We start from the raw sequence: 20,681 nt of genomic DNA on the forward strand, positions 1-20,681 counted from the left end.
GTCAGCGTAAAATTTTACGCACCCATTCCACCGTCAACACCAATAACTTGTGCTGTCACATAAGAACTCAAGCCGCTCGCAAGGTAAAGAGCGGTATTTGCAACATCTTCCGGAGTTCCAGGACGTTTGAGAGGAATTTTTTCAATCATAGCCTGTTTCAATTCCTCTTTAAGAACATTGGTCATATCAGTTTCGATAAAACCAGGAGCAATGCAGTTTACGCGAACACCGCGGCCACCAACTTCTGCAGCCAGCGATTTAGAATAAGCAATAAGACCGCCTTTAGAAGCAGCGTAGTTAACCTGACCGCCGTTTCCGTGAACTCCGACAATCGAAGACATATTGATAATTGAACCAGAACGTTTTCTGATCATATCGTTAGAAACAATCTGACAAATCAAGAAAGCAGCCGTAAGGTTGATTCTCAAAACATCGTCCCAATCAGTTTTTTTCATTCTGAACGAAAGACCATCGCGCGTAATTCCTGCATTGTTTACAAGAACATCAAAACCGCCAGCTTCTGCAAGAGCGGCTTTTACAACTTCTGTCACCTGTTCTGCATTGCCTACATCGGCATAAATCTCGTGAAAAGCCACACCGTTTTCTTTTGCAAGAGCTTCAAGTTCTGCTTTTCCGGCACTTTCTTTAGAACAAAGTCCCCAAACTTCACAACCGTTTTTAATAAAAGATTCAACAATACCACGGCCAATTCCACGGCTAGAACCAGTAACAAGAGCCTTTTTATTCTGAAGCAACATACTTCCTCCCAAATTTATTAAAGCGATGCCAAAACTTCAGCAGTATTTACAGCAACAGCAGGCAAAGTCGCACCAAATTCAGTCTGTCCCCAAAGACCAGACAAAACTTTTCCAGGACCAACTTCAAGAACAGCCCACTCACTTCCATCTTCCTTAATCAAATCAGCAAGAACTTTTTCTTCGTCAGTCCAGCGAACCGGATTAGTAAGATGATCTACCGCACTTGCCTTTGCATGCGCGCCTTCTGTAACTTTTTTTCCTGTCACATTAGAAAAGAGCGTAATTTTTGGATCTGTAAATGTAAAAGGTTCAAGCGCCACCTTAAAATTATCAGCGGCTCTCTGCATAAGCGGCGAGTGGAAAGGACCAGCAACAGCAAGGCGTACAACACGACGTGCCCCGCAAGCCTTCGCCGCTTCTTCTACCTTAGCAAGACCATCGGCAGTTCCTGCAACTACAGTCTGTTTTACAGAATTCAAGTTTGCGGCATAAGCGCCATCGATTCCGGCAGCGATTTCTTCAACTTTTTCTGGCGGCAAACCAAGAACAGCGCTCATTCCAGGCGCATTTCCGGCATTTTCCTCAGCAATCTGTTCGCAAACAGTCTGCATTATCGAACCACGCTGACATACAATTTTGATAACATCTTCAAAAGACAAAATTCCGGCAGCATAAAGAGCAGGAAATTCTCCGAGCGAAAATCCCATCGCAGCAGAAGGTTCAATTCCCTTTGTTTTAAGAGCGGCCATTATCGCAATACTTGCAGTAGTAATCGCAAGCTGACTGTTATCCGAGCGGTTGAGTTCTTCCTGAGGAGTATCCCACAAAAGTTTTGCAACATCTTTTCCAGCAATTTTAGAAGCTTCGTCAACAACCTTTTGTGCTTCCGGATATGCTTCACAAATGTCCTTAATCATTCCCTGTGCCTGAGCACCCTGTCCAGGAAACAAAAATGCATATTTCTTTGCCATAGTTTTCTCCTTATAAAAATAAAAAAATCGAGTTTGACAAAAATCAACAAAATGTCATTTTGCACAGTTTATAAAATTCTTCAGGAATTTGCAAGGGCGTTCCGGCTTCGCCGTCGCTACGACCGCCCCTCCGCATTCGCTCCGTCCCTTCGGGACAGCTGACGCTGGGGGCTATCATCGCTAACGCAATTTTGCATTATTTTGTATTTTTTAAAACATCGACCGTATGGCTAGAAGCACCGAGCAGTTCAATCCGCTCTGCATTTGCCAGTTGATATTTTACAAAAAGCTCAAATGTTTCTTCGTCCATTGCATTTAATTCCCGGCGCATATAGTCAGAAGGACCGTCCGCCGCAATAATTTTTATGCGTTCAAGACCGGCTTTTTTATTCAATTCATTTATATCATCAAGCCGCAGGTAACTATAAAGCTCTTTTTCGCTGCTTACGGTTTTAAAATCCTCTGTCACGCTGCCGTTTTCCAAACATTCTTTAATTTTGTTTTTCTTAAAGCAGTATTCGATTATGCTGTAATCGTTCATAACATAGGCAACAAGAATAAAACCGTCTTTTTTTGTCACCCGCCTAGCCTGTTCAAAAACCTTAATTCTTTCTTCTTCCGTGTGCAAATGATACATCGGTCCAAAAATCAAGGTTATGTCAAAACAATCCGCATCCAGAAAATTCAAGTCAAGGGCATTTCCCGGCCAGATATGAACTCCAGACTGATGCTTTGACTCAATCACCTTGCGGTTTCGTTCAACAAGCTCAACCGCCGTAACAGAATGGCCTTCCTGCGCCAAAGCCACAGAATAGCGTCCGGTTCCAGCTCCAACATCAAGAATTTTAAGATTTTTCCGTTCGCCTATGCACTCGTGGATATATTTTTGAGTAACTGTATATTCCACAATTCCATGCCGCGTCGTAAGGCGATGCTCTTCGTTAAATTTATTGTAATAAGTTTCAAGTAAAGTCATAAATCAAACCGCAACTGAAAATTCAGGAACATCATCAGCACTAATCGGTTTGCTGAATAAATACCCCTGAATAAAATCACACTTCATAGAACAGAGTTTGTCGTACTGCCATTTGTGCTCAACGCCTTCAACAGTCAGTTTCATTCCCAAACCGTGCACAAGCTGCACAATATTCTGAATAAAATCTTCTTTTCCGTCCACAAGATAATTGTCAACGAGAGATTTGTCAATTTTAACCTTGTCCGCCGGCACAAAAGTCAAATAACTCAGAGAAGAATAACCCGTTCCAAAATCATCGAGTGCAAGTTCAACACCAATTTTTTCAAGCTCGCTAAAAAGTTGAGTTACACGGTCTTTTTTGCCCATAAAAAGACTTTCTGTAATTTCAATTTCGATTAAATCTGACGGAATCCTGTATTTTTCCATAAGGCTTTTCAAATACAAAACATAACCGTCATCAATAAGCTGTCCATTTGAATAGTTTATTGCAACCTTTCTAAGTTTCATTCCTTCAGAACGCCAGATGTCCATCTGACGCAAAACTTTTTTAGTAACAATTCTTCCAATTTGAGCAATAAATCCGCTGCTTTCCGCTACAGGAATAAAAACATCCGGTCCAACAGAATAATCCCTCAAGCGGACAAGAGCCTCAAAACCGCAGACATCGCCAGTTTTTGTAGAAATTTGCGGCTGATATCGAATTTCAAAACCGTCGCATTTACATTCGGCTTTTAAAATATCAATAATCGAATTACGCCTCAAAACCGATTCTTTCATTTCCGGCATAAATCCAAGACAGGTACCAACACCAATCTTTTTTGCCTCGTACATTGCAATATCCGCCTGTGTAAGAAGCTCATCGTACGAAACGTCTATGGACGAGTCTGCAAAACCCAAAGTTACGCTTGTTGAAAGTTTTGTTTCCCCATATTCCATCGGTTCGTTGAGAAACTGTCGCAAAGACTCAATTTCGCGCCCGTTTTTTTCGATATGACCGCACTTATAGACAAGCAAAAATTCATCTCCGCCGTAGCGCGCCGCAAAATATTCACCGTTTACAGTAAGTGATTCAAGCCGGCGTCCGTATTCTTTTAAGACATAGTCGCCACAGGCGTGTGTGTAAGTATCGTTGTAATTTTTAAAATCATCAATGTCCATCAAAAAAAGCGTAAAAGGCAAACCAGAATGTATAATTTTTTTTATTTCTGCTTCGCCGTGGCTCCTGTTTGGAAGTTTCGTCAAACCGTCATTGTTTGCAACAAAAGTCAATTTTTTTTCCGACTCACTCAGTTCCCTGTTAATCTGGTGCATTTTTTTGTTCATCGCCATGACGATTTCGTTAATTTTTTTTGACTTGTAATAGCTTGTAATAAAAACAACGAGCATCAAAATCAAAGAAAGCATTATAAAAAATACAGCAATGAATAAATTTTTTTGTTTCTTAACAATGTTTTCCGCCTTGTTAAAAAAAATCGTTTCGGAAGGCAAGGTTGAAGGATTTATATTGAATTCTTTCAGAATTTTGTAATCAAAAATACATTTTCCGACCGCAAACTCATCATATTCAAAATCAAAAATATGTTTTTTGCCTTCGAGGATTTCGTAAACAATTTCTACAGCATGACAAGCGGCCGCATAGTGATCATAGACTTTTCCGCCCAAAAAACCATTTCCAATACCTACGGCATTTGTTCTATAAACAGGAATTTTCCGTGAATACGAACTTATAAAATCAATAAGCTCATAAATAGAAAAAGAATTTCTGTGAGCATACGACTGCAAAGAAGAAAGACACAAAATAACAGAATCAGCCTGAATTGCAGACAACCGGGCAGCAATTTGTTCAGGAGAATTTCGGGAAATCGTAATAAATTCATAGGTCAAATTCGGATATTTTTTTATTGCGTTCAAAAACTGCGTCCCGTCTCCACGTCCCGTCAAAGAATCATCAAGAATACAATAAATTTTTTTAACCTTAGGATTTTGCTCAATGATTATTTCAAGAGTCTCATCAACAAAAATTTTTTCTCCAAATCCTGTAAACCATGGATTTTTTTGAGCATTTTTTGCATGAGAAATATCGTTTATTCCAAAAAACACAACTGGAACATCTTTAAAAAGCTCATCGTGGAACTGCTCCATAAAAGTCAGGGCAGCGTCATCGCTTACAATAACAGCCTTGTAATTTGCCGGACGCATAGAAATTTTATGCTTTACTGTCTGATAAAAAAGCTCATAATTTTCGGCAGTGTTATAATTAAGCATATCCATGTACATTACTTCGTACATAATGCCTTTTTTTTGCATAGAATATTCAATGCCTTCAAGCTGATTTTTTGTAATTAAATACCGAGGATCATAAGAACTTATATAAAGAACCTCGTAAGATTTGTTTTCATCAAACTTAAACGGCTCAAATCTATTGCTTTCGCCTCTGAGAAAAATAAAAATTAAAAGGGCAATTCCAGTCAGCGCACAAATAACAGCCAAACCAGTCAAAACAGAAGTAAGAATTATCGATTTTCTTCTATTCATAACGCCAGTCCCCTTACAAAAATATATTCCATACTAGTCTATCATAAAAAAACTTAACTAAAAAACTCCGGTTGATAATTTATCGTTAGCGTACAAGAAAAACTTTTCACAAAGGACATTCAGTGTCGCACTAACTGTTTTATCATTGGCATGCCAACTAAAGAAGGAGGCATGATAAAAATTACATCATTGCAATTTTTATCATTACAGTTTGTTCAAGCGTTGCTTTCTCAAACTGTAAATCTCGCCATCCGTGGCTCGCCGCAAGCGCGAAGGAGGAACAGCTATGGCTATGTTTTTTTTATTTTTAGGATTTATCGCTTTATGGGCAATTACAGAAATTATCGAAACCTTTTTAAACGAAAAACGCCGGCATGAGAGCCGGCACTGTCAAAAAAGAACACTCCGCTGGATAGACTAAAGGCAAGCGGAAAGAGAAAAACTATTCGGTAAGCAGGTTGTTGCTTTCAACGTAATTTTTACACTTGCGTTCCCAGTCGATTCCGCCAATGCGTGTAAAACCGTTGAGCCACTGCTGCCAGTTTTCTTCTATAAGGACGCGTTTTCCTGTAACAAAGTCCATAACGCCCTGTTCGTAATATTTTTTTACTTCGGCAGACGGAGCAGGCAAACCTTCTGAGCCAAGGGCCGGTGTCCAGTCCTGACTCTGCATGTCCTTCAAAACTGCGTATGCACTCATTTTTTTGCCGTTGCGGCTTACCCAGGTCGGGTAGCGGCTTTCAAGTTCAACTTCGCTGTTATAAAAAATCAAATTTCTAAGCTGAAGATAACGTGCAAATGACTTTTGAGTATACGCTTTTGAAGGGTCAGCCAAACCTTCAGTTGTGATTTTTCCGTTTTCGTCGCGTCTGTAGTTTACGCCTTCTTCACCAAATCCCAGAAGATAATAACCTTCGTCGCTGCTCATCCATTCAAGAAGTCTTGCAATTGCCTCAATCTTGCCTTTTTCTCTGGCATTTTTACTGATTGCATAGATGCGGTGTCCCTGGTCAGTGTAAATTCCAACCGATTTAACTCCAGAAGGACCTGTCGGAGGTTCAATTACAATCCATTCTCCATCAGGAAACCTTTCGTCAAACGGCGCATAGTTGTTTTCAAGGGCAAAGGCCGCATTTTGTTCGCGCATAATTCCAAAACGTCCTGATTTCCAGGCATTTCTAAAATCGTCTTTTTTATAAACAACCCAGTTTGGATCAATTACTTTTTCGCTAACCATCTGACGCACAAAATTTACAGCATCAAAATAACTGTCTTTGTAAATATTAAGTCCGGCAGTGTCTTTGTTAAAATCAAAAGTTCCTTCTACTCCAAAAGCACCAAAAATCGGGTCAAATTTTACCCCTAATCCTTCTGAATTCTTTTTGATTTCGAGATAAGCGCCGTAACCATAAGTGTCGTTTTTTCCGTTGCCGTCAGGATCGTTGTAAGTAAAAGCCTTCATTACGTTCATGTAATCATCGAGAGTCACAGGAATCTCAAGGCCAAGTTTATCAAGCCAGTCTTTTCTAATCAAAATTCCTTCGTTTTTTACAACCGAACCTGGCTGGCTCAAAGCATAGTGCTTTCCCTTGTAACCATAAGACTTGCGCTCTTTTACATCATACATCTGAGAAGTACGAGTCGGCATAAGTTCATACATGTCATCAACGTAAGAAAGACATTCCTTTTTCATCAATTTTGGCAAAACAGTTCCGCCCACAACAAAAATATCCGGCAGACGTCCAGCCTCTGCAGCGGCTGTAATTTTTTTCTCCGCTTCAGCAGAACTTGCAGGCACAGCAGAAATTTTCAACTCGATATTCAATTTTCTGCGGATAATGTTAAAAACTTCCCAATCTGCCGGCGGTTCTCCAGCTTCAGAAAAAGTTGCACCGTACCATAATTCTACAGGAACAATATTTTTTCCTTTAGAACCGCATGAAGTAAGAATCACTGCAAGAAAAAGTGCTGCGAAAACAGCTGAAATTTTGCATTTCATTTAAAATTCCTCCAAACTCATTCATTCTAAAACTTAATTACATTCAATTCAAATAAATATAAAGTCAAACCAAAAATATACCATACGGCAATTTTTATTTCGAGATTTTAGAGATATTCTTTTGTTATTCCGTCATTAAAATCGCTTCTCTACGTCTATATTTTTCTCTTGTCCAATCAGCAAACTTAATTCATAATTGTTTTTTATGAACATTCTTGTAAGCGCCTGCCTCTTAGGTTTTGATGTAAAATACGACGGCGGAAACAACGGCTCAATTTTGCCGGAAGAAACTTTTGAGCGCCTGAAAAAAATCGCAAACATAATTCCAGTCTGTGCAGAATGCATGGGCGGACTTTCATGTCCACGCTCTCCCTGCGAAATTTCCGGAGAAAAAGTAATCGACTCGCAAGGCAACGACAGAACTCTTCAATTCAAAAAAGGCGCGCAACAGGTTTTAAAAGCGGCAAAAATGTTCGGATGTTCTTTTGCGCTTTTAAAAGAAAAAAGTCCTTCGTGCGGCTCTGGAAAAATCTACGACGGCTCGTTCAGCCACAAAATTATCGACGGAAACGGAATAACGACAGACCTTTTGCTAAAAAACGGAATAAAAGTTTTTGGAGAAACCCAAATAGAAGAACTATTTGAATCCCTCCGGCTTGCAAAAGCGCCTCTTCAACTGAGTTTTGCTTTTTAAAATTATTTAAGCCGTCAAGTTAAATCTGTCAAACTAACTCCGCTGGTTTTGAAATTATAAAATCGGCCTCAAATTCTTCAAATTCCTTCTGGCTTCCATAACCCCACAAAACCGCACAGCATTTTAAGCCGTTTTTTCGCGCTCCGAGAATATCATGCTTTCTGTCGCCAATCATCAAAATCTTGCCGCTTTTTTGTTCGGCCTGCAAATTTTCGTGCTTAATTACATATTCAATAACTTTGTGCTTTTCGCTTCTTGCCTCTGCCATGTCAGCGCCACCGGCAAAGTCAAAGTATTGAGCTAAATTAAAATGTTCCAAAATCCTGAACATAAAAACTTCTGGTTTTGAAGTTGCAACGTAAAGTTTTTTTCCGCTTTCTTTGAGTTTTTGCAAGGTTTCCGGAATTCCTTCATAAACTGCATTTTGAAAAATTCCTTTTTCCGTATAAAACTCGCGATATTTTTCGATGGCTTTATTGCACTGCTCTTCGTTCAGTCCATAAAAAACATTGAACGACTCTGCAAGCGGAGGTCCGATAAAACGCCTGATTTTTTCATCGTCCGCTTCTTTTATTCCAAAACTTTCAAGCGCATAACGCACACTGTTTACAATTCCTTCGGCAGAACGGGTCAAAGTTCCGTCAAGATCCCAAAAAAAGTGCGTAAATTGAGAAAAATCGTTTCTTAACAACATATTCTGATTGTAGCAAAAAAATGAACTTTGCTACAATCAAAACACAATATGAAGTTTTTCCGATCCTAAACCTTGAACTGGTCGACCTGAACCCCAATCTGTTTAATTGAAGTTTTCATGCGGTTTGTAAGTTCAGAAAGAGCCGCTCCAGTTTCGTTGATTTTGCGTGCCCCGGAAGACATTTCGCCCATTCCGTCTTTAATGCTGAATGTAGCTTCCTGGAGATTTTTAATCTCATCAAGAATCGCCTTATTTCCTTCAGCCATTTCCAAAGACGCTGTTTTTACTTCGTTAGAAGTGTCATTCATGCTGTTAAGGGCAACTGCAATCTGTTTTGAACCTTCATTCTGTTCAATCATTGCATTTGAAATTTCCTGAACAAGGTTGTTTGTCAAATTGATTTCCTGGGCAACGTCGTTAAACGCATCGGAAGCAATGCCGGAAGCATCAACCATCTGCTCAATGCTGTTTATGATTTTGTCCAGCTGGTTACCGATTGTCTGCGACTGGGAACCAGAATCTTCGGAAAGTTTACGGATTTCGTCGGCAACAACGCTAAATCCTTTTCCAGCTTCGCCCGCGTGGGCCGCTTCGATTGCCGCATTCATAGCCAAAAGGTTTGTCTGCTCTGCAATTCCATTGATTACAACGTTCGCCTCGCGCAAAGCCTGGCTTTCTGCCTGAATTTCCTCGATTTTTGCAGTAACATCGTTATTTTTTTGAATTCCAGTAGCCGCTTTTTCTTCAAGCTCGTGGAAAGTATGAGCCATTCTCTGCACAGAATTATTTACAGAATTGATGTTTCCGATCATCTCTTCAACAGAAGCGCTCGCCTGGGTAACAGCCGCGCTCTGGCTTTCAATCATGCGGTTTAAAGACTCAATATTCGAAGCAATTTCGTTTACAGCTCCGGCAGTTTCGTGCACAGACTCGCTCTGAACACCAATCTGTTTGTCCATGCTCTGAATATTGCTGATAATCTGAGTAATTGCCGCCACAGTATCTTCCGTGCTGTTCTGCAAAAGTTCATCGACTTCGACAAGCTCGTCCTTCGACTGCTTCATTGTCGAAACAATTACATGAAGCTTTTCGGAGAATTTATTAAATCCATCAACAACACGTCCAATTTCGTTGTTGCTCTTTAACTTAATTCTTTGAGTAAGGTCTGCATCTCCAGTTGCAATTCCGCGGATTGTGTTTTCTACAACCCTCAAAGGCTTTATCTGCTTGTACATTATAAAACCGGCAAAAAGAACAATTACAACGGTAATTATAATTCCGCAGATTAAAAGTTTATAGAAAATAGCAGTTGCCGTTGCGTTGATTTCTGTTTCCTTCAAGAAAAGCATAATTTTCCACGGCGTGTGCTTTACAATTTTAGAAAAAATAACAATGTTTTCGCCAGAACTGTTTTTGATTGTTCCGATATGGCTGTCATTTGCCCATGCAGTCTGAAAAACAGAATAAGAAGCCGGGTCATTTTTTCGGATATAATCAACTTCTTCCTTTAGTCTTTCAGAGTTAAGATTTGACGCAATAACCTTTCCAATGCTGCTAAAAAGTCCAGCTTCGCCGATTGAACCAAGATTTATATCTTCAAGAACCTTCGCAAAATTAGACTCTTCAACGTTTCCACAGAAAAAACCGATTGTCTCGCCATTGCGTTTGGCGGCACGGCATACATGCACAACTGTTTTCCACGAAACCTTAGAAGGAACAGGATTATCAATATAAGAATCTGCGCCGTTCTGCATGATTTCCTTAAAATAATCACGGTCAGAAACAATAGTCTGAGTTCCAATATCCGAATAATAAAGTCCGTCTTTATCAACCCACGCAACATAGTCAAAAAAATCTTTATTTCTGTTCTGTTCGTGGTCGCGCAGCCAGGAAACAATTTCTTCCGTGCTTGCATTTTCCTTTATAACGTCCGAATTGCAGTAATAATCGAGAGCGGCAAAATATTTTTCAACAACATTTTTTTCAAGGTTTGCATAAGTTTCTACAAACTGGGTATATTCAAATTCCGTAGTTTTTCTAATTTCCTCTTTTGTAGTTTTTGTTACAAACCGAATCTGCACCACGTTAAAGAAAACAACAATTCCCGCTATAAAACTGCCTATAAGAAGAAACAGCCGTCCTCCCTTTTTCTTTTCCTGCTGATTTTCTGTCTTACGTAGTTTCATAAAAATGCCTCCAGTTAAAAAAATCATTCTTCCGAATATCTGAACAAAATATCTAAAAGTTGCAGTTTTTAGATAAAAATTTGAAATAAAATATGAAATAAAAAATCGTACATTTTATTTTACCAAATAATATCAAAACCGCCACAAAAAACTTAAAACCATTGCAAAAAATGGCCATAAAAAAACGCTCCCGGGCGAGAGCGTTTTAGTTCTAATACGTTAATACTTTTTCGTCAAGGATTGTTACAAACTACGCTAAATTGCACAATTTATAAAAAAATTAGTGATGGAAAAGTCTAATTCCGTTAAAGCACATAACCATATTGTATTTGTCGGCAGTTTCGATTACCTGATCGTCGCGAACAGAACCTCCCGGCTGAGCAATTACAGTTACGCCAGATTTATGCGCACGTTCAATATTGTCGCCAAACGGGAAGAAAGCGTCTGAACCGAGAGCAACGTCTGTATTTTTAGCAAGCCATTCTTTTTTCTCTTCGCGGGTAAAAACTTCAGGCTTAACCTTGAAAATTCTCTGCCAGCTTCCTTCTGCAAGAACATCCTCATATTCTTCGCCAATATAAACGTCGATTGCGTTATCGCGGTCTGCGCGTTTAATTCCGTCAACAAACTGCAAGCCGAGCACTTTTGGCGACTGACGCAACCACCAGTTGTCAGCTTTCTGACCGGCAAGTCGTGTACAGTGAACGCGGCTCTGCTGACCAGCGCCAATTCCAATCGCCTGACCGTCTTTTACGTAACATACAGAATTTGACTGGGTATATTTGAGAGTAATGAGAGCAATAATAAGGTTATGCTTTTCATCCTCGCTCAAATTTTTATTTTTCGTAACAATATTAGAAAGACAGCCTTCGTCAATTTTTATAAAGTTGTGTCCCTGTTCAAATTTTACGCCAAAAACCTGTTTAACTTCAGTTGCCGGAGGAACGTAAGCCGGATCAATCTGAATAACGCAGTAATTTCCGTTCTTCTTAGCCTTTAAAATTTCAAGAGCTTTGTCGGAAAAAGCCGGAGCAATAACGCCGTCAGAAACTTCTTTTTTAATCAAAAGAGCAGTGGCTTCGTCACATTCGTCGCTCAAAGAAATAAAATCACCAAAAGAAGACATTCTGTCAGCACCACGGGCACGGGCATAAGCGCAAGCCAAAGGAGAAAGTTCAACGCCGTCGGTAAAATAAATCTGCTTGAGAGTGTCACTCAAAGGTTTGCCAATTGCAGCGCCAGCAGGAGAAACATGCTTAAAAGAAGTTGCGGCAGGAAGTCCAGTAGCTTCCTTCAATTCCTTAACAAGCTGCCAGCCGTTCAAAGCGTCAAGCAAGTTTATATAACCAGGTCTTCCGTTCAAAACAGTAATTGGAAGATCACCTTCATCAACAAAAACCCGGGCAGGTTTCTGGTTTGGATTGCATCCATATTTCAATTCAAGTTCTTTCATTCTTAAAAATTACCATAAAAAAATGTTCTATTCAATAAAATCAAAAAATTAGAACCGCATCCGCCGTCATATCCGGCTCTTGCTATAAGTCCTCGCTTCGCTGCGGTCTTTCCGCAACGATCCGGGGTAAATTTTGCGGTTTATTGTAAAAAAATCGTCTTGGTACTATAATTGTGCTTTATTTTTGCAAAGACTTCAAAGAGGTACATTTATGGGCGGAATTTTTGGCGTTGCTTCAAAAGACGACTGTTCAATGGATTTATTTTTCGGAACTGACTATCATTCACATTTAGGAACCCGTCGCGGCGGACTTGCAGTTTACCGCGACGATGACAAATTTCAGCGTGCAATTCACAATATTCAGAATTCTCCGTTCAGAACAAAATTTGAAAACGACATAGAAGAAATGAAAGGCCACATCGGAATCGGCTGTATTTCCGACTACGAGCCGCAGCCTCTTCTTGCCTGCTCCCACCTTGGACGTTTTGCGCTTACAACCGTCGGAATTGTCACAAATAAAGACGAACTTTCAAAAGAACTTATCGAAAACGGCGGTGCTTTTCTTGAAATGTCCGGTGGCGAAATCAACCAGACAGAACTTATTCTTGCGCTTCTAAACACTCAAAAAACAATTCTCGAAGGAATTAAATACGTTCAGAAAAAAATAAAAGGCTCAATCACAATGCTCGTTGCCACTCCAGAAGGAATTTACGGAGCACGCGACAGAATGGGACGTACTCCGCTTCAAATCGGCATAAAAAAAGACGCAAAAGGCTCAATTCTTGCGCACTGTCTTTCTTTTGAAAACTTTGCATACATGAACCTCGGCTACACTGACGAACACGAGCTTGGACCTGCAGAAATCGTTTTTGTCACATCTGACCGCTACGAAATTTTGCAAAAACCTCAAAAAGAAATGAAAATCTGCACATTCCTGTGGATTTATTACGGATATCCGACAGCCTGCTACGAAGGCGTAAATGTCGAAGCCATGCGCTACAACTGCGGAAAATTCCTTGCAAAACGCGACAAAGATTCAAACATTCATCCGGACTGCGCAGCTGGAGTTCCAGACTCAGGAACAGCACACGCTGTAGGCTATGCAAACGAAGCAGGAATTCCATTTACACGGCCGTTCATCAAATACACTCCGACCTGGCCACGTTCATTTATGCCGGCAAGTCAGGAACAGCGCAATTTAATCGCGCACATGAAACTTATTCCAGTTCCTCAGCTCATAAAAGGAAAAAGCATTCTTTTAATTGACGACTCGATTGTCCGAGGAACACAGCTTCGCGAAACTACAGACTTCTTGTACCAGTCGGGAGCAAAAGAAGTTCACGTTCGCCCGGCCTGTCCGCCGATTATGTTCGGCTGCAAATACCTCAATTTTAGCCGCTCAAAAAGCGAAATGGACTTGATTGCACGCCGCGTTGTAAAACAGTTTGAAGGCGATAATCCGGGCAAAGAAGTTTTGGCAAAATACTGCGATCCAGACACTCCGGAATACGCAAAAATGCAGGAAGAAATCCGCAAGCAGCTTCATTTTACAACATTAAGATTCCATCGCCTTGACGATATGCTAAATTCAACAGGACTTGATCACGCAAAACTCTGCACATACTGCTGGAACGGAAAAGAATAAATATGAATATTTACATTGTCCGACACGGAGAAACAGACTGGAACGTTCAGTTAAAATTACAGGGACGTTCCGATATTCCTCTAAACGCAACTGGAATTGAACAGGCAGAACAAACCGGCGAAAATTTAAAAAAAGCCGGCATAAGTTTTGACAAAGTTTATTCAAGTCCGTTGCAAAGGGCAGTAAAGACAGCGGAACTCATAAGCGGATTCGATTCTTCAAATATCATAAAAGAAAACCGCATAATCGAATTTTCATTTGGAAAAGCCGAAGGCTCAACGCCGGAAGAACGGCAGTCAAAACCGGAATTTGCTCAAATAAAAAACTTTTTTACAAATCCGCCGGCTTATTCACCGGACAAAGACGCAGAAACCTTCGATGACGTTTTTAAAAGAACAGCAGACTTTTGGGAAAACGAAATCCGGCCTCTGGCAGACAACTCTTCAAACAAAAACCTGCTTGTTGTTACGCACGGAGGCACGCTCCAGACGCTGCTTATGCACATTGACGGACGCACTCTCAAAAATTTCTGGAAAGTGCGTTTTCCAAATTGCTCAATAAATAAAGTTTCTTTGGAAAACGGCAATTTCAAATTAAAGTGGAAGAGCAGAGTCTTTTACTAGAGGATCTGTCAAAACCGCTTTTACTTCGCGAATTATATTGTCTTCGCTTTTTAAAACTTCAAATTCAATCTGACCGTTAAAGTCTATTTTCCGGCCTTTTTCCGGAAAGTCGCCCAAGGTTTCTGTAATCCAGCCACTGACAGTATTCGAGCTGAATTCATCTTCTTCTTTTATGCCAAAAAATTTAAGAAGCTTGTGCATTGAAGTCTCGCCGCTCACAATAAAACTTCCGTCGCCGCAAGGTTTTATATTTTCAACTTCAGAATCGTGCTCATCGTAAATTTCGCCGACAAGCTCCTCAAGAATATCTTCCATCGTAACAAGACCGAGTGTTCCGCCGTATTCGTCCAGAATTATCGTCATCTGAACCCTTTCTTTCTGCATCTTAAAAAGCAATTTTGAAATTTTAGTCTTGCCTGTCGAAAAGAACGGCTTTTTCATAATTTTTTCAAGCACGAATTCTGTTTTTTCAGTCTTAAAAAAATCTTTTTCGTGAACAAAACCGACAACAGAATCAATTTCGCCGTCATAAACAGGAAGTCTGGAAAATCCGCATTCAACAAATTTGGCTTTAACCTCATCATAAGTTGAATTTTTCTCGACAGCGCAGATGTTCACACGAGGAATTATTATGTCCTCAACGTCCAAATCATCAAATTCAATTACTGAACGGATAAAATTTCTTTCGTGTTCTTTTAAAGTTCCGTCTTCCTCGGCCTCATCAACCATCGTTATAATTTCTTCTTCGGTGATTACATTTTTAGAGTCAAAGCGGAAAATTTTTTCAATCAGCTTTTTCCAGCCGGAAAAAACAACGTTCAACGGAGTAAAAACAAAAATCAAAACTGCAAGCACAGGATAAACGAACATTGCAAGTTTTTCAGCATAGGCTTTTCCAATGTATTTTGGAGTGATTTCGCCAAAAATCAAAACGACAACCGTTATTGCGGCGGTAGAAACCACAGAAGAATTTAAATGTGAATTTACAAGAAGAATTGCAAAAAAAAGCGTGCTTAAAGTTGAAGCGGAAATATTTACGATATTGTTTCCGATAAGAATTGTGCTTAAAAGCTTGTCGTAATTTTTCTCGGTAAGAGAAAGAACTTTTCCGGCAAGCCTGTTGCCGTTTAAAAAAAGTGATTTTAATTTAATTCTGCTGGCGCAAGTGTAGGCAGTTTCTGTCGCCGAAAAGAAAGCAGAAAAACCGATTAGAACAATAATTGAAATAAATAAGGGTATGGACCCGTCAGGCATAAAAATCTCCTATAAAAAGTCAAGATTAAAACTTTAGTTTTAGGATTGACTTTTTAAGTTGTTTCGCAACGAAGTGAGAAACAACAGATGATAAAAAAGTTTGCAACGCAAACTTTTAAAGATAAAAACAGACGCCATTTTCGGCTGTTTTTACCTTACATCCTGAGAAAAAAAAGATATGGAAACATGCGTTTCCCAATTCAAAATATAACAAATTTTGAAAAATAATGACAAGGGGACTTAAAAAAATTCTCTGTTTTTACAAAAATCTCTTGACGCTCATTTTATTTTCATTTATTCTTCGGCTATAAGCGAAAGGGGAGTAGTTACTTCCTCAGAATCAACAACCGGCTTTTTTTAAAGTCTGGTTCTGTGGCTTCAATTTTGAAGAAACAAGACCTTTTGCCTGTTATTCCTTTTTTAGGAACAGCAGGCAAGAGGTCTTTTTTTGTTTAAATCCATTTTTTGACTTTGGAGGTGTCTTTATGGAACAGGTTCTTCTTTACTTTACAGAAGGAATTCGCTCTCTCGGCTGGCAGGAAGCGGTCATGTACGCGGTCGGCGCGCTTTTAATCTGGCTTGCCGTGGCAAAAAACTACGAGCCGATGCTTCTTCTGCCGATTGGATTCGGGGCGATTTTAGTGAATCTTCCGTTAAATGTTGTCTGGGAACATGCCGGAACATCAGGCGCGCTCAAAATCCTATTTGAATGCGGAATTATGACAGAACTCTTCCCTCTCTTAATTTTTATCGGAGTCGGAGCGATGATTGACTTTAGGCCGCTTTTGCAAAGACCGTGGATGCTGATTTTTGGAATTGTCGCCCACTCAGGAATTTTCATTGCCGCTTTTATCGCATACAAATTTTTCGGATTTTCGATAAAAGAAGCCGCGAGCATCGGCGTTATCGGAGCGGCAGACGGCCCGACATCAATTTTTGTAACCTCAAGGTTCGCGCCAAACCTCATGGGTCCGATTACGGTTGTAGCCTATTCCTATATGTCGCTCGTTCCAATCATCATGCCGCCGGTAATAAAAATTTTAACGACAAAAAAAGAACGTCAGATTCATGTGGAAGCAAAAGATTCAAATGTGCCAAAATGGCTTATAATAGCATTCCCTGTAATTTTGACGGCGATTGTAGGAATTTTGGTTCCAGTCGCAGCTCCGCTGATTGGATTTTTAATGTTCGGAAATCTTATCCGTGAATGCGGAGTCCTCGAAAAACTTTCAAAAACCGCGCAGAACGAGCTTTCAAACATTGTGACAATCCTGCTCGGAATAAGCGTGGGCGCTTCAATGCGTGCGGAAAATTTTCTCCAGATCCAGACCGTTTTAATAATGTTCCTGGGACTTATCGCGTTTATCGGAGACACAGCCTGCGGACTTCTTTTTGCAAAGTTATTAAATATTTTCCGTCCAAAAAGCAAAAAGCTCAACCCAATGCTCGGCGCATGCGGAATTTCAGCCTTTCCAATGGCAAGCCGCGTAGTTCAGAAAATCGCGCTCGAAGACGACGACCAGAATTTTATCCTGATGCACGCCGTAAGCGCGAATGTGTCCGGACAAATCGGCTCGGTAATAATCGGCGGAATAATACTTTCAGTAGTTCCGCTTCTTGCAGGGTAAAAGACCTTTTAATGATGAACGATTAAAAAAAACTCCTTCGCCGAAAACAAAACCTTTTACAAGCGAAGGAGTGAATTGCAAGTACATATGTCCTTCTTGTAAGAATCCACTCCAAAATCCACTTGATTAGTCTCATCCGCATAACAGTAATATTTTCCTCCAAAATATTCATAGTCTGCTACCGAAATGAGTTCAGGCACATAATAAAAAAAAACTTAAAAATTTGTTATAACACTATTTTACAGAGAACAAAGCGGGCGCGACAGTGCGTTTTACGCACCGAAATCTGCCGTAAGCTTTTGAAATGCGCCGGTCGCATAAAGACAAAAAAAATCAAGCGCAGTTCACACATACTCCGCAGGAAACGCAATCACGCCTTTTGCAACAGAACCCGGCTTTCCGCAGTTGCAGACAATGCACGGAGGCGCGATTTCCACATTCTTGATTCTGCCTGTAATAAAAAAATTCTTCGCATCGTCTGCTTTTGGAGTGGCGGTCTTTTTTATTTCAACCGGATAGACAGTGTTGTTCAAAAAAATAATAAGGTCGATTTCAATTTTATCCTTGTCCCTGTAAAAATAAAGCGGCGGCTCAATTCCAGCATTGCAGAATGATTTAAGTACTTCGCCAACAATATATGTTTCAAAAAACGCCCCCGACATGGCTCCAGAACGCAGCACTTCTGAATCCGTCCATCTTGTAAGATATGAGGCAAGTCCTGTATCGACAAAGTAAAGCTTGGGAGTTTTTACAACCCGTTTTTCAACATTCACCGAAAACGGCGGAAGCAGGTAAACAAGTCCGGAAGTTACAAGAAGCGAAAGCCATTTTTTCGCCGTAACCTCGCTTATTCCAACCTCGTTTGCAATGTCTCCGTAATTAACAAGTTGCGCAGTTCGCGCCGCGACAACCGCAATAAACTGGAGAAACTGCATCTCATCTGCAACCTGCGCCAGGCTCCGGATATCACGCTCGATGTAAGTTTTCAGATAGCTTGAGTAAAAATCGTTCGGCGAGACATTGCCCTTTGCAACTTCCGGATAGCCGCCTGTAAAAATTGAATTCCATGTTTCTGCGGCAGAAAGAGCCTTTCCAGAAAATTCGCTGTTTCTCTGCAAAATGTAGTCTTTTGACGGAATAAATGGCCGGTCAAAACTGTCGCCACGTTTTTCACGTGCGGAAAGCGGATAAAGCTGCACAATTCCTATTCTTCCAGAAAGGCTCTCTGTCGCTTTTTCCATAAGCCTGAACTGCTGGCTTCCTGTAAGATAATACATTCCGTTGTGCCGGTTCTTGTCAATTTCAATTTTTAGATAGCGAAACAGTTCTGGAACATACTGAACTTCATCAAACAAGAACGGGCTTGGATGAAAATCAATAAACGACTGCGGATCGTTTTTTGCGGACTGCTCTTCCATCGGGTCATCAAATGTAAGATAGCCAACAGATTTTTTGTCAGTTACGTTTTTCAAAAGAGTTGTCTTTCCGGTCTGCCTTGCGCCTGTAACAAGCACTGCCGGAAACGACTGAGACATCCGTTCTATTGTTTTTTCTGCATGACGCTCTATAAAAGCCATATTTTCTTCCAAAATCAAGTTTTTTGTGGGATAATCCAAACTGCTACTTTGGATTATCCCACAAAAGAGAAAAAAAGACAAGAAACCCGTACTTTACACAAATGCTAAAAAAACTGCGGTCAGCAAAAAAAGTCCGCACTTCCAAACCGAAAATGTGGACTTAAAAGCGTGAACAAAATCACGCAAATTTTATTTTTTGTTTAGTTTTCTGCAAAAAACTTAAATTAAACCAATCCCTGAGCATCCATTGCGCGGGCAACTTTGAGGAAGCCGTAGATGTTTGCGCCAGAAACGTAGTCTGTTGTCTTTGAAGGAGCATATTTTTTTGCAGTTTCGTAAGCGTTGTCGTGAATCTGTGTCATGATGTGCTTGAGTTTTGAATCTACTTCTTCGCGGGTCCATGAGAGGCGTTCTGAGTTCTGAGACATTTCAAGACCAGAAACTGCTACACCGCCGGCGTTAGAAGCTTTTCCTGGAGCAAAGAGCACGTCATTTTTCTGCAAATATTCAATTGCGTCTGCACGGGTAGGCATATTTGCACCTTCAGCAACGAGTTTTACGCCGTTAGCAACAAGTTTTTTAGCATCTTCCATGTAGATTTCATCCTGAGTTGCACAAGGGAATGCGCAGTCAGCCTTAACGCCCCAAGGTTTTTCTCCCTTGAAGAATTTTGCTTTTGGATATTTTGTAAGATAAGTGTCGATTTTCTTGTGCTCGCCGCGGAACTGCATAACAAATGCGAGTTTTTCAGCGTCGATTCCATCTTCATCAAGAATATAACCTGTTGAGTCAGAAAGAGTGATTACTTTTCCACCAAGCTGAGTAACTTTCTCGCAAGCGTACTGGGCAACGTTTCCGTCTCCAGAAATAATGCATGTTTTTCCGTTAAAGTCAGTATTTACGGCCTTGAGCATGCATTCTGCAAAATAGATAAGTCCGTAACCAGTAGCCTCAGGACGAATCAAAGAACCGCCGAAGTCAAGACCTTTTCCTGTAAGAACGCCAGTAAACTGGTTTGTAATTCTCTTGTACTGTCCAAACATCCATGCAACTTCGCGTCCGCCAACACCTTTATCTCCGGCAGGAACGTCTGTGTCAGCTCCAATATGGCGATAAAGCTCAGTCATGAATGACTGACAGAATCTCATTACTTCTGCGTCAGATTTTCCGTGAGGATCAAAGTCAGCGCCGCCTTTTCCGCCGCCCATTGGAAGAGTTGTCAAAGAATTTTTAAGAACCTGCTCAAAACCCAAGAATTTAAGAACGTCCAAACTTACTTCTGGAGAAAAACGCAAGCCTCCTTTGTAAGGTCCGATTGCAGAGTTAAACTGAACACGGAATCCGCGGTTTACATGAGGTTTTCCAGCATCGTCTGTCCAAGGAACACGGAACATAATGATTCTTTCCGGTTCAACAAATCTTTCAAGAACAGCAGTTTTTTCAATTCCAGGCATTGTGTCAACAACTGGAGAAAGAGTTTCGAGAACAAGGCCAGCAGCCTGAAGAAAGTGTTCCTGATCAGCATAGCGAACCTTAAGCTCGTCCCAAACACGTTTGCAGTAAGCATTTTTAACGTTAAATTCTTTAAGTGCCATTTTTAACTCCTTTTTGATTAGCATTTAAAAGCAGGCAAAAAAATAAGACGCCATAAACAAAACTCCACGCATTGAATTTAAAGACAATGATAG

At 40.4% G+C, this 20,681-nt stretch carries 16 protein-coding genes; 5 read left to right on the forward strand and 11 right to left on the reverse strand.

Annotated features, from left to right (window positions below; genetic code table 11):
* Positions 1–14: 14 nt before the first annotated feature.
* The 4 genes from fabG to B5D47_RS05065 all read right to left on the reverse strand — a co-directional run bounded on the left by fabG (position 15) and on the right by B5D47_RS05065 (position 5,240).
* Positions 15–758, reverse strand: coding sequence for a 3-oxoacyl-[acyl-carrier-protein] reductase (gene fabG / locus B5D47_RS05050; RefSeq protein ID WP_078930748.1), 744 nt, complete (start codon positions 756–758; stop codon positions 15–17).
* A 17-nt stretch (positions 759–775) separates the two neighbouring features.
* On the reverse strand, positions 776–1,729 hold the full coding sequence (locus tag B5D47_RS05055; RefSeq protein WP_078930750.1) for an ACP S-malonyltransferase: 954 nt from the start codon (positions 1,727–1,729) through the stop codon (positions 776–778).
* Between the two features lie 196 nt (positions 1,730–1,925).
* Complete coding sequence (locus B5D47_RS05060) at positions 1,926–2,705, reverse strand: class I SAM-dependent methyltransferase (protein WP_078930751.1); 780 nt, start codon at positions 2,703–2,705, stop codon at positions 1,926–1,928.
* A gap of 3 nt (positions 2,706–2,708) precedes the next feature.
* Positions 2,709–5,240 (reverse strand): ABC transporter substrate binding protein, encoded by a 2,532-nt coding sequence (locus B5D47_RS05065; RefSeq protein WP_078930752.1) that lies wholly within the window; start codon positions 5,238–5,240, stop codon positions 2,709–2,711.
* A 171-nt stretch (positions 5,241–5,411) separates the two neighbouring features.
* Between B5D47_RS05065 and B5D47_RS11640 the strand changes: the two genes are divergently transcribed.
* The gene (locus B5D47_RS11640) at positions 5,412–5,618 is read left to right on the forward strand and encodes a hypothetical protein (protein ID WP_234969903.1); all 207 of its coding nucleotides are present in this window, start codon (positions 5,412–5,414) and stop codon (positions 5,616–5,618) included.
* 64 nt (positions 5,619–5,682) lie between these two features.
* Here B5D47_RS11640 and B5D47_RS05070 read toward each other — a convergent pair whose 3' ends face one another.
* Positions 5,683–7,239, reverse strand: a complete 1,557-nt coding sequence (locus B5D47_RS05070) for an extracellular solute-binding protein (RefSeq protein WP_078930753.1) — start codon at positions 7,237–7,239, stop codon at positions 5,683–5,685.
* A 205-nt stretch (positions 7,240–7,444) separates the two neighbouring features.
* On the opposite strand from B5D47_RS05070, the gene B5D47_RS05075 reads away from it, so the two are divergent.
* Positions 7,445–7,933, forward strand: a complete 489-nt coding sequence (locus B5D47_RS05075) for a 2-thiouracil desulfurase family protein (RefSeq protein ID WP_078930754.1) — start codon at positions 7,445–7,447, stop codon at positions 7,931–7,933.
* 28 nt (positions 7,934–7,961) lie between these two features.
* Here B5D47_RS05075 and B5D47_RS05080 read toward each other — a convergent pair whose 3' ends face one another.
* From B5D47_RS05080 to B5D47_RS05090, 3 genes are all read right to left on the reverse strand, one after another.
* A complete protein-coding gene (locus tag B5D47_RS05080; RefSeq protein ID WP_078930755.1) occupies positions 7,962–8,627 on the reverse strand; it encodes an HAD family hydrolase in 666 nt (221 codons plus the stop codon).
* A gap of 65 nt (positions 8,628–8,692) precedes the next feature.
* Positions 8,693–10,813 (reverse strand): methyl-accepting chemotaxis protein, encoded by a 2,121-nt coding sequence (locus B5D47_RS05085; protein WP_159443494.1) that lies wholly within the window; start codon positions 10,811–10,813, stop codon positions 8,693–8,695.
* 280 nt (positions 10,814–11,093) lie between these two features.
* A complete protein-coding gene (locus tag B5D47_RS05090) occupies positions 11,094–12,266 on the reverse strand; it encodes a phosphoribosylaminoimidazolecarboxamide formyltransferase (protein WP_078930757.1) in 1,173 nt (390 codons plus the stop codon).
* Positions 12,267–12,477: 211 nt separating this feature from the next.
* On the opposite strand from B5D47_RS05090, the gene B5D47_RS05095 reads away from it, so the two are divergent.
* Together B5D47_RS05095 and B5D47_RS05100 are read left to right on the forward strand one after the other, a co-directional pair.
* Complete coding sequence (locus tag B5D47_RS05095) at positions 12,478–13,911, forward strand: amidophosphoribosyltransferase (RefSeq protein WP_078930758.1); 1,434 nt, start codon at positions 12,478–12,480, stop codon at positions 13,909–13,911.
* 2 nt (positions 13,912–13,913) lie between these two features.
* Complete coding sequence (locus B5D47_RS05100) at positions 13,914–14,534, forward strand: histidine phosphatase family protein (RefSeq protein WP_078930759.1); 621 nt, start codon at positions 13,914–13,916, stop codon at positions 14,532–14,534.
* On the opposite strand, the gene B5D47_RS05105 is transcribed toward B5D47_RS05100, so the two are convergent.
* Entirely contained in the window at positions 14,505–15,788 is a 1,284-nt protein-coding gene (locus B5D47_RS05105; RefSeq protein WP_078930760.1) for an HlyC/CorC family transporter, read from the reverse strand. The genes B5D47_RS05100 and B5D47_RS05105 overlap by 30 nt on opposite strands.
* Positions 15,789–16,273: 485 nt before the next feature.
* Between B5D47_RS05105 and B5D47_RS05110 the strand changes: the two genes are divergently transcribed.
* Positions 16,274–17,416 carry a sodium ion-translocating decarboxylase subunit beta gene (locus tag B5D47_RS05110; protein WP_078930761.1) on the forward strand — a complete coding sequence of 381 codons (1,143 nt, stop codon included), beginning with the start codon at positions 16,274–16,276 and terminating at the stop codon, positions 17,414–17,416.
* Between the two features lie 344 nt (positions 17,417–17,760).
* Here B5D47_RS05110 and B5D47_RS05115 read toward each other — a convergent pair whose 3' ends face one another.
* Together B5D47_RS05115 and gdhA are read right to left on the reverse strand one after the other, a co-directional pair.
* On the reverse strand, positions 17,761–18,993 hold the full coding sequence (locus B5D47_RS05115) for an ATP-binding protein (protein WP_078930762.1): 1,233 nt from the start codon (positions 18,991–18,993) through the stop codon (positions 17,761–17,763).
* Between the two features lie 224 nt (positions 18,994–19,217).
* Entirely contained in the window at positions 19,218–20,588 is a 1,371-nt protein-coding gene (gene gdhA, locus B5D47_RS05120; RefSeq protein WP_234969905.1) for an NADP-specific glutamate dehydrogenase, read from the reverse strand.
* Positions 20,589–20,681 lie beyond the last annotated feature (93 nt).

The organism is Treponema berlinense (assembly GCF_900167025.1).
Classification (GTDB): domain Bacteria; phylum Spirochaetota; class Spirochaetia; order Treponematales; family Treponemataceae; genus Treponema_D; species Treponema_D berlinense.

Coding starts and splice junctions, on each gene's coding strand:
- B5D47_RS05090 (WP_078930757.1), bottom strand. CDS start 12,266: ATGAAAGAACTTGAATTGAAATATGGATGCAATCCAAACCAGAAACCT.
- B5D47_RS05100 (WP_078930759.1), top strand. CDS start 13,914: ATGAATATTTACATTGTCCGACACGGAGAAACAGACTGGAACGTTCAG.
- B5D47_RS05065 (WP_078930752.1), bottom strand. CDS start 5,240: ATGAATAGAAGAAAATCGATAATTCTTACTTCTGTTTTGACTGGTTTG.
- B5D47_RS05115 (WP_078930762.1), bottom strand. CDS start 18,993: ATGGCTTTTATAGAGCGTCATGCAGAAAAAACAATAGAACGGATGTCT.
- B5D47_RS05060 (WP_078930751.1), bottom strand. CDS start 2,705: ATGACTTTACTTGAAACTTATTACAATAAATTTAACGAAGAGCATCGC.
- fabG (WP_078930748.1), bottom strand. CDS start 758: ATGTTGCTTCAGAATAAAAAGGCTCTTGTTACTGGTTCTAGCCGTGGA.
- B5D47_RS05110 (WP_078930761.1), top strand. CDS start 16,274: ATGGAACAGGTTCTTCTTTACTTTACAGAAGGAATTCGCTCTCTCGGC.
- B5D47_RS05085 (WP_159443494.1), bottom strand. CDS start 10,813: ATGAAACTACGTAAGACAGAAAATCAGCAGGAAAAGAAAAAGGGAGGA.
- B5D47_RS05105 (WP_078930760.1), bottom strand. CDS start 15,788: ATGCCTGACGGGTCCATACCCTTATTTATTTCAATTATTGTTCTAATC.
- B5D47_RS05075 (WP_078930754.1), top strand. CDS start 7,445: ATGAACATTCTTGTAAGCGCCTGCCTCTTAGGTTTTGATGTAAAATAC.
- B5D47_RS05070 (WP_078930753.1), bottom strand. CDS start 7,239: ATGAAATGCAAAATTTCAGCTGTTTTCGCAGCACTTTTTCTTGCAGTG.
- B5D47_RS11640 (WP_234969903.1), top strand. CDS start 5,412: ATGATAAAAATTACATCATTGCAATTTTTATCATTACAGTTTGTTCAA.
- B5D47_RS05080 (WP_078930755.1), bottom strand. CDS start 8,627: ATGTTGTTAAGAAACGATTTTTCTCAATTTACGCACTTTTTTTGGGAT.
- gdhA (WP_234969905.1), bottom strand. CDS start 20,588: ATGGCACTTAAAGAATTTAACGTTAAAAATGCTTACTGCAAACGTGTT.
- B5D47_RS05095 (WP_078930758.1), top strand. CDS start 12,478: ATGGGCGGAATTTTTGGCGTTGCTTCAAAAGACGACTGTTCAATGGAT.
- B5D47_RS05055 (WP_078930750.1), bottom strand. CDS start 1,729: ATGGCAAAGAAATATGCATTTTTGTTTCCTGGACAGGGTGCTCAGGCA.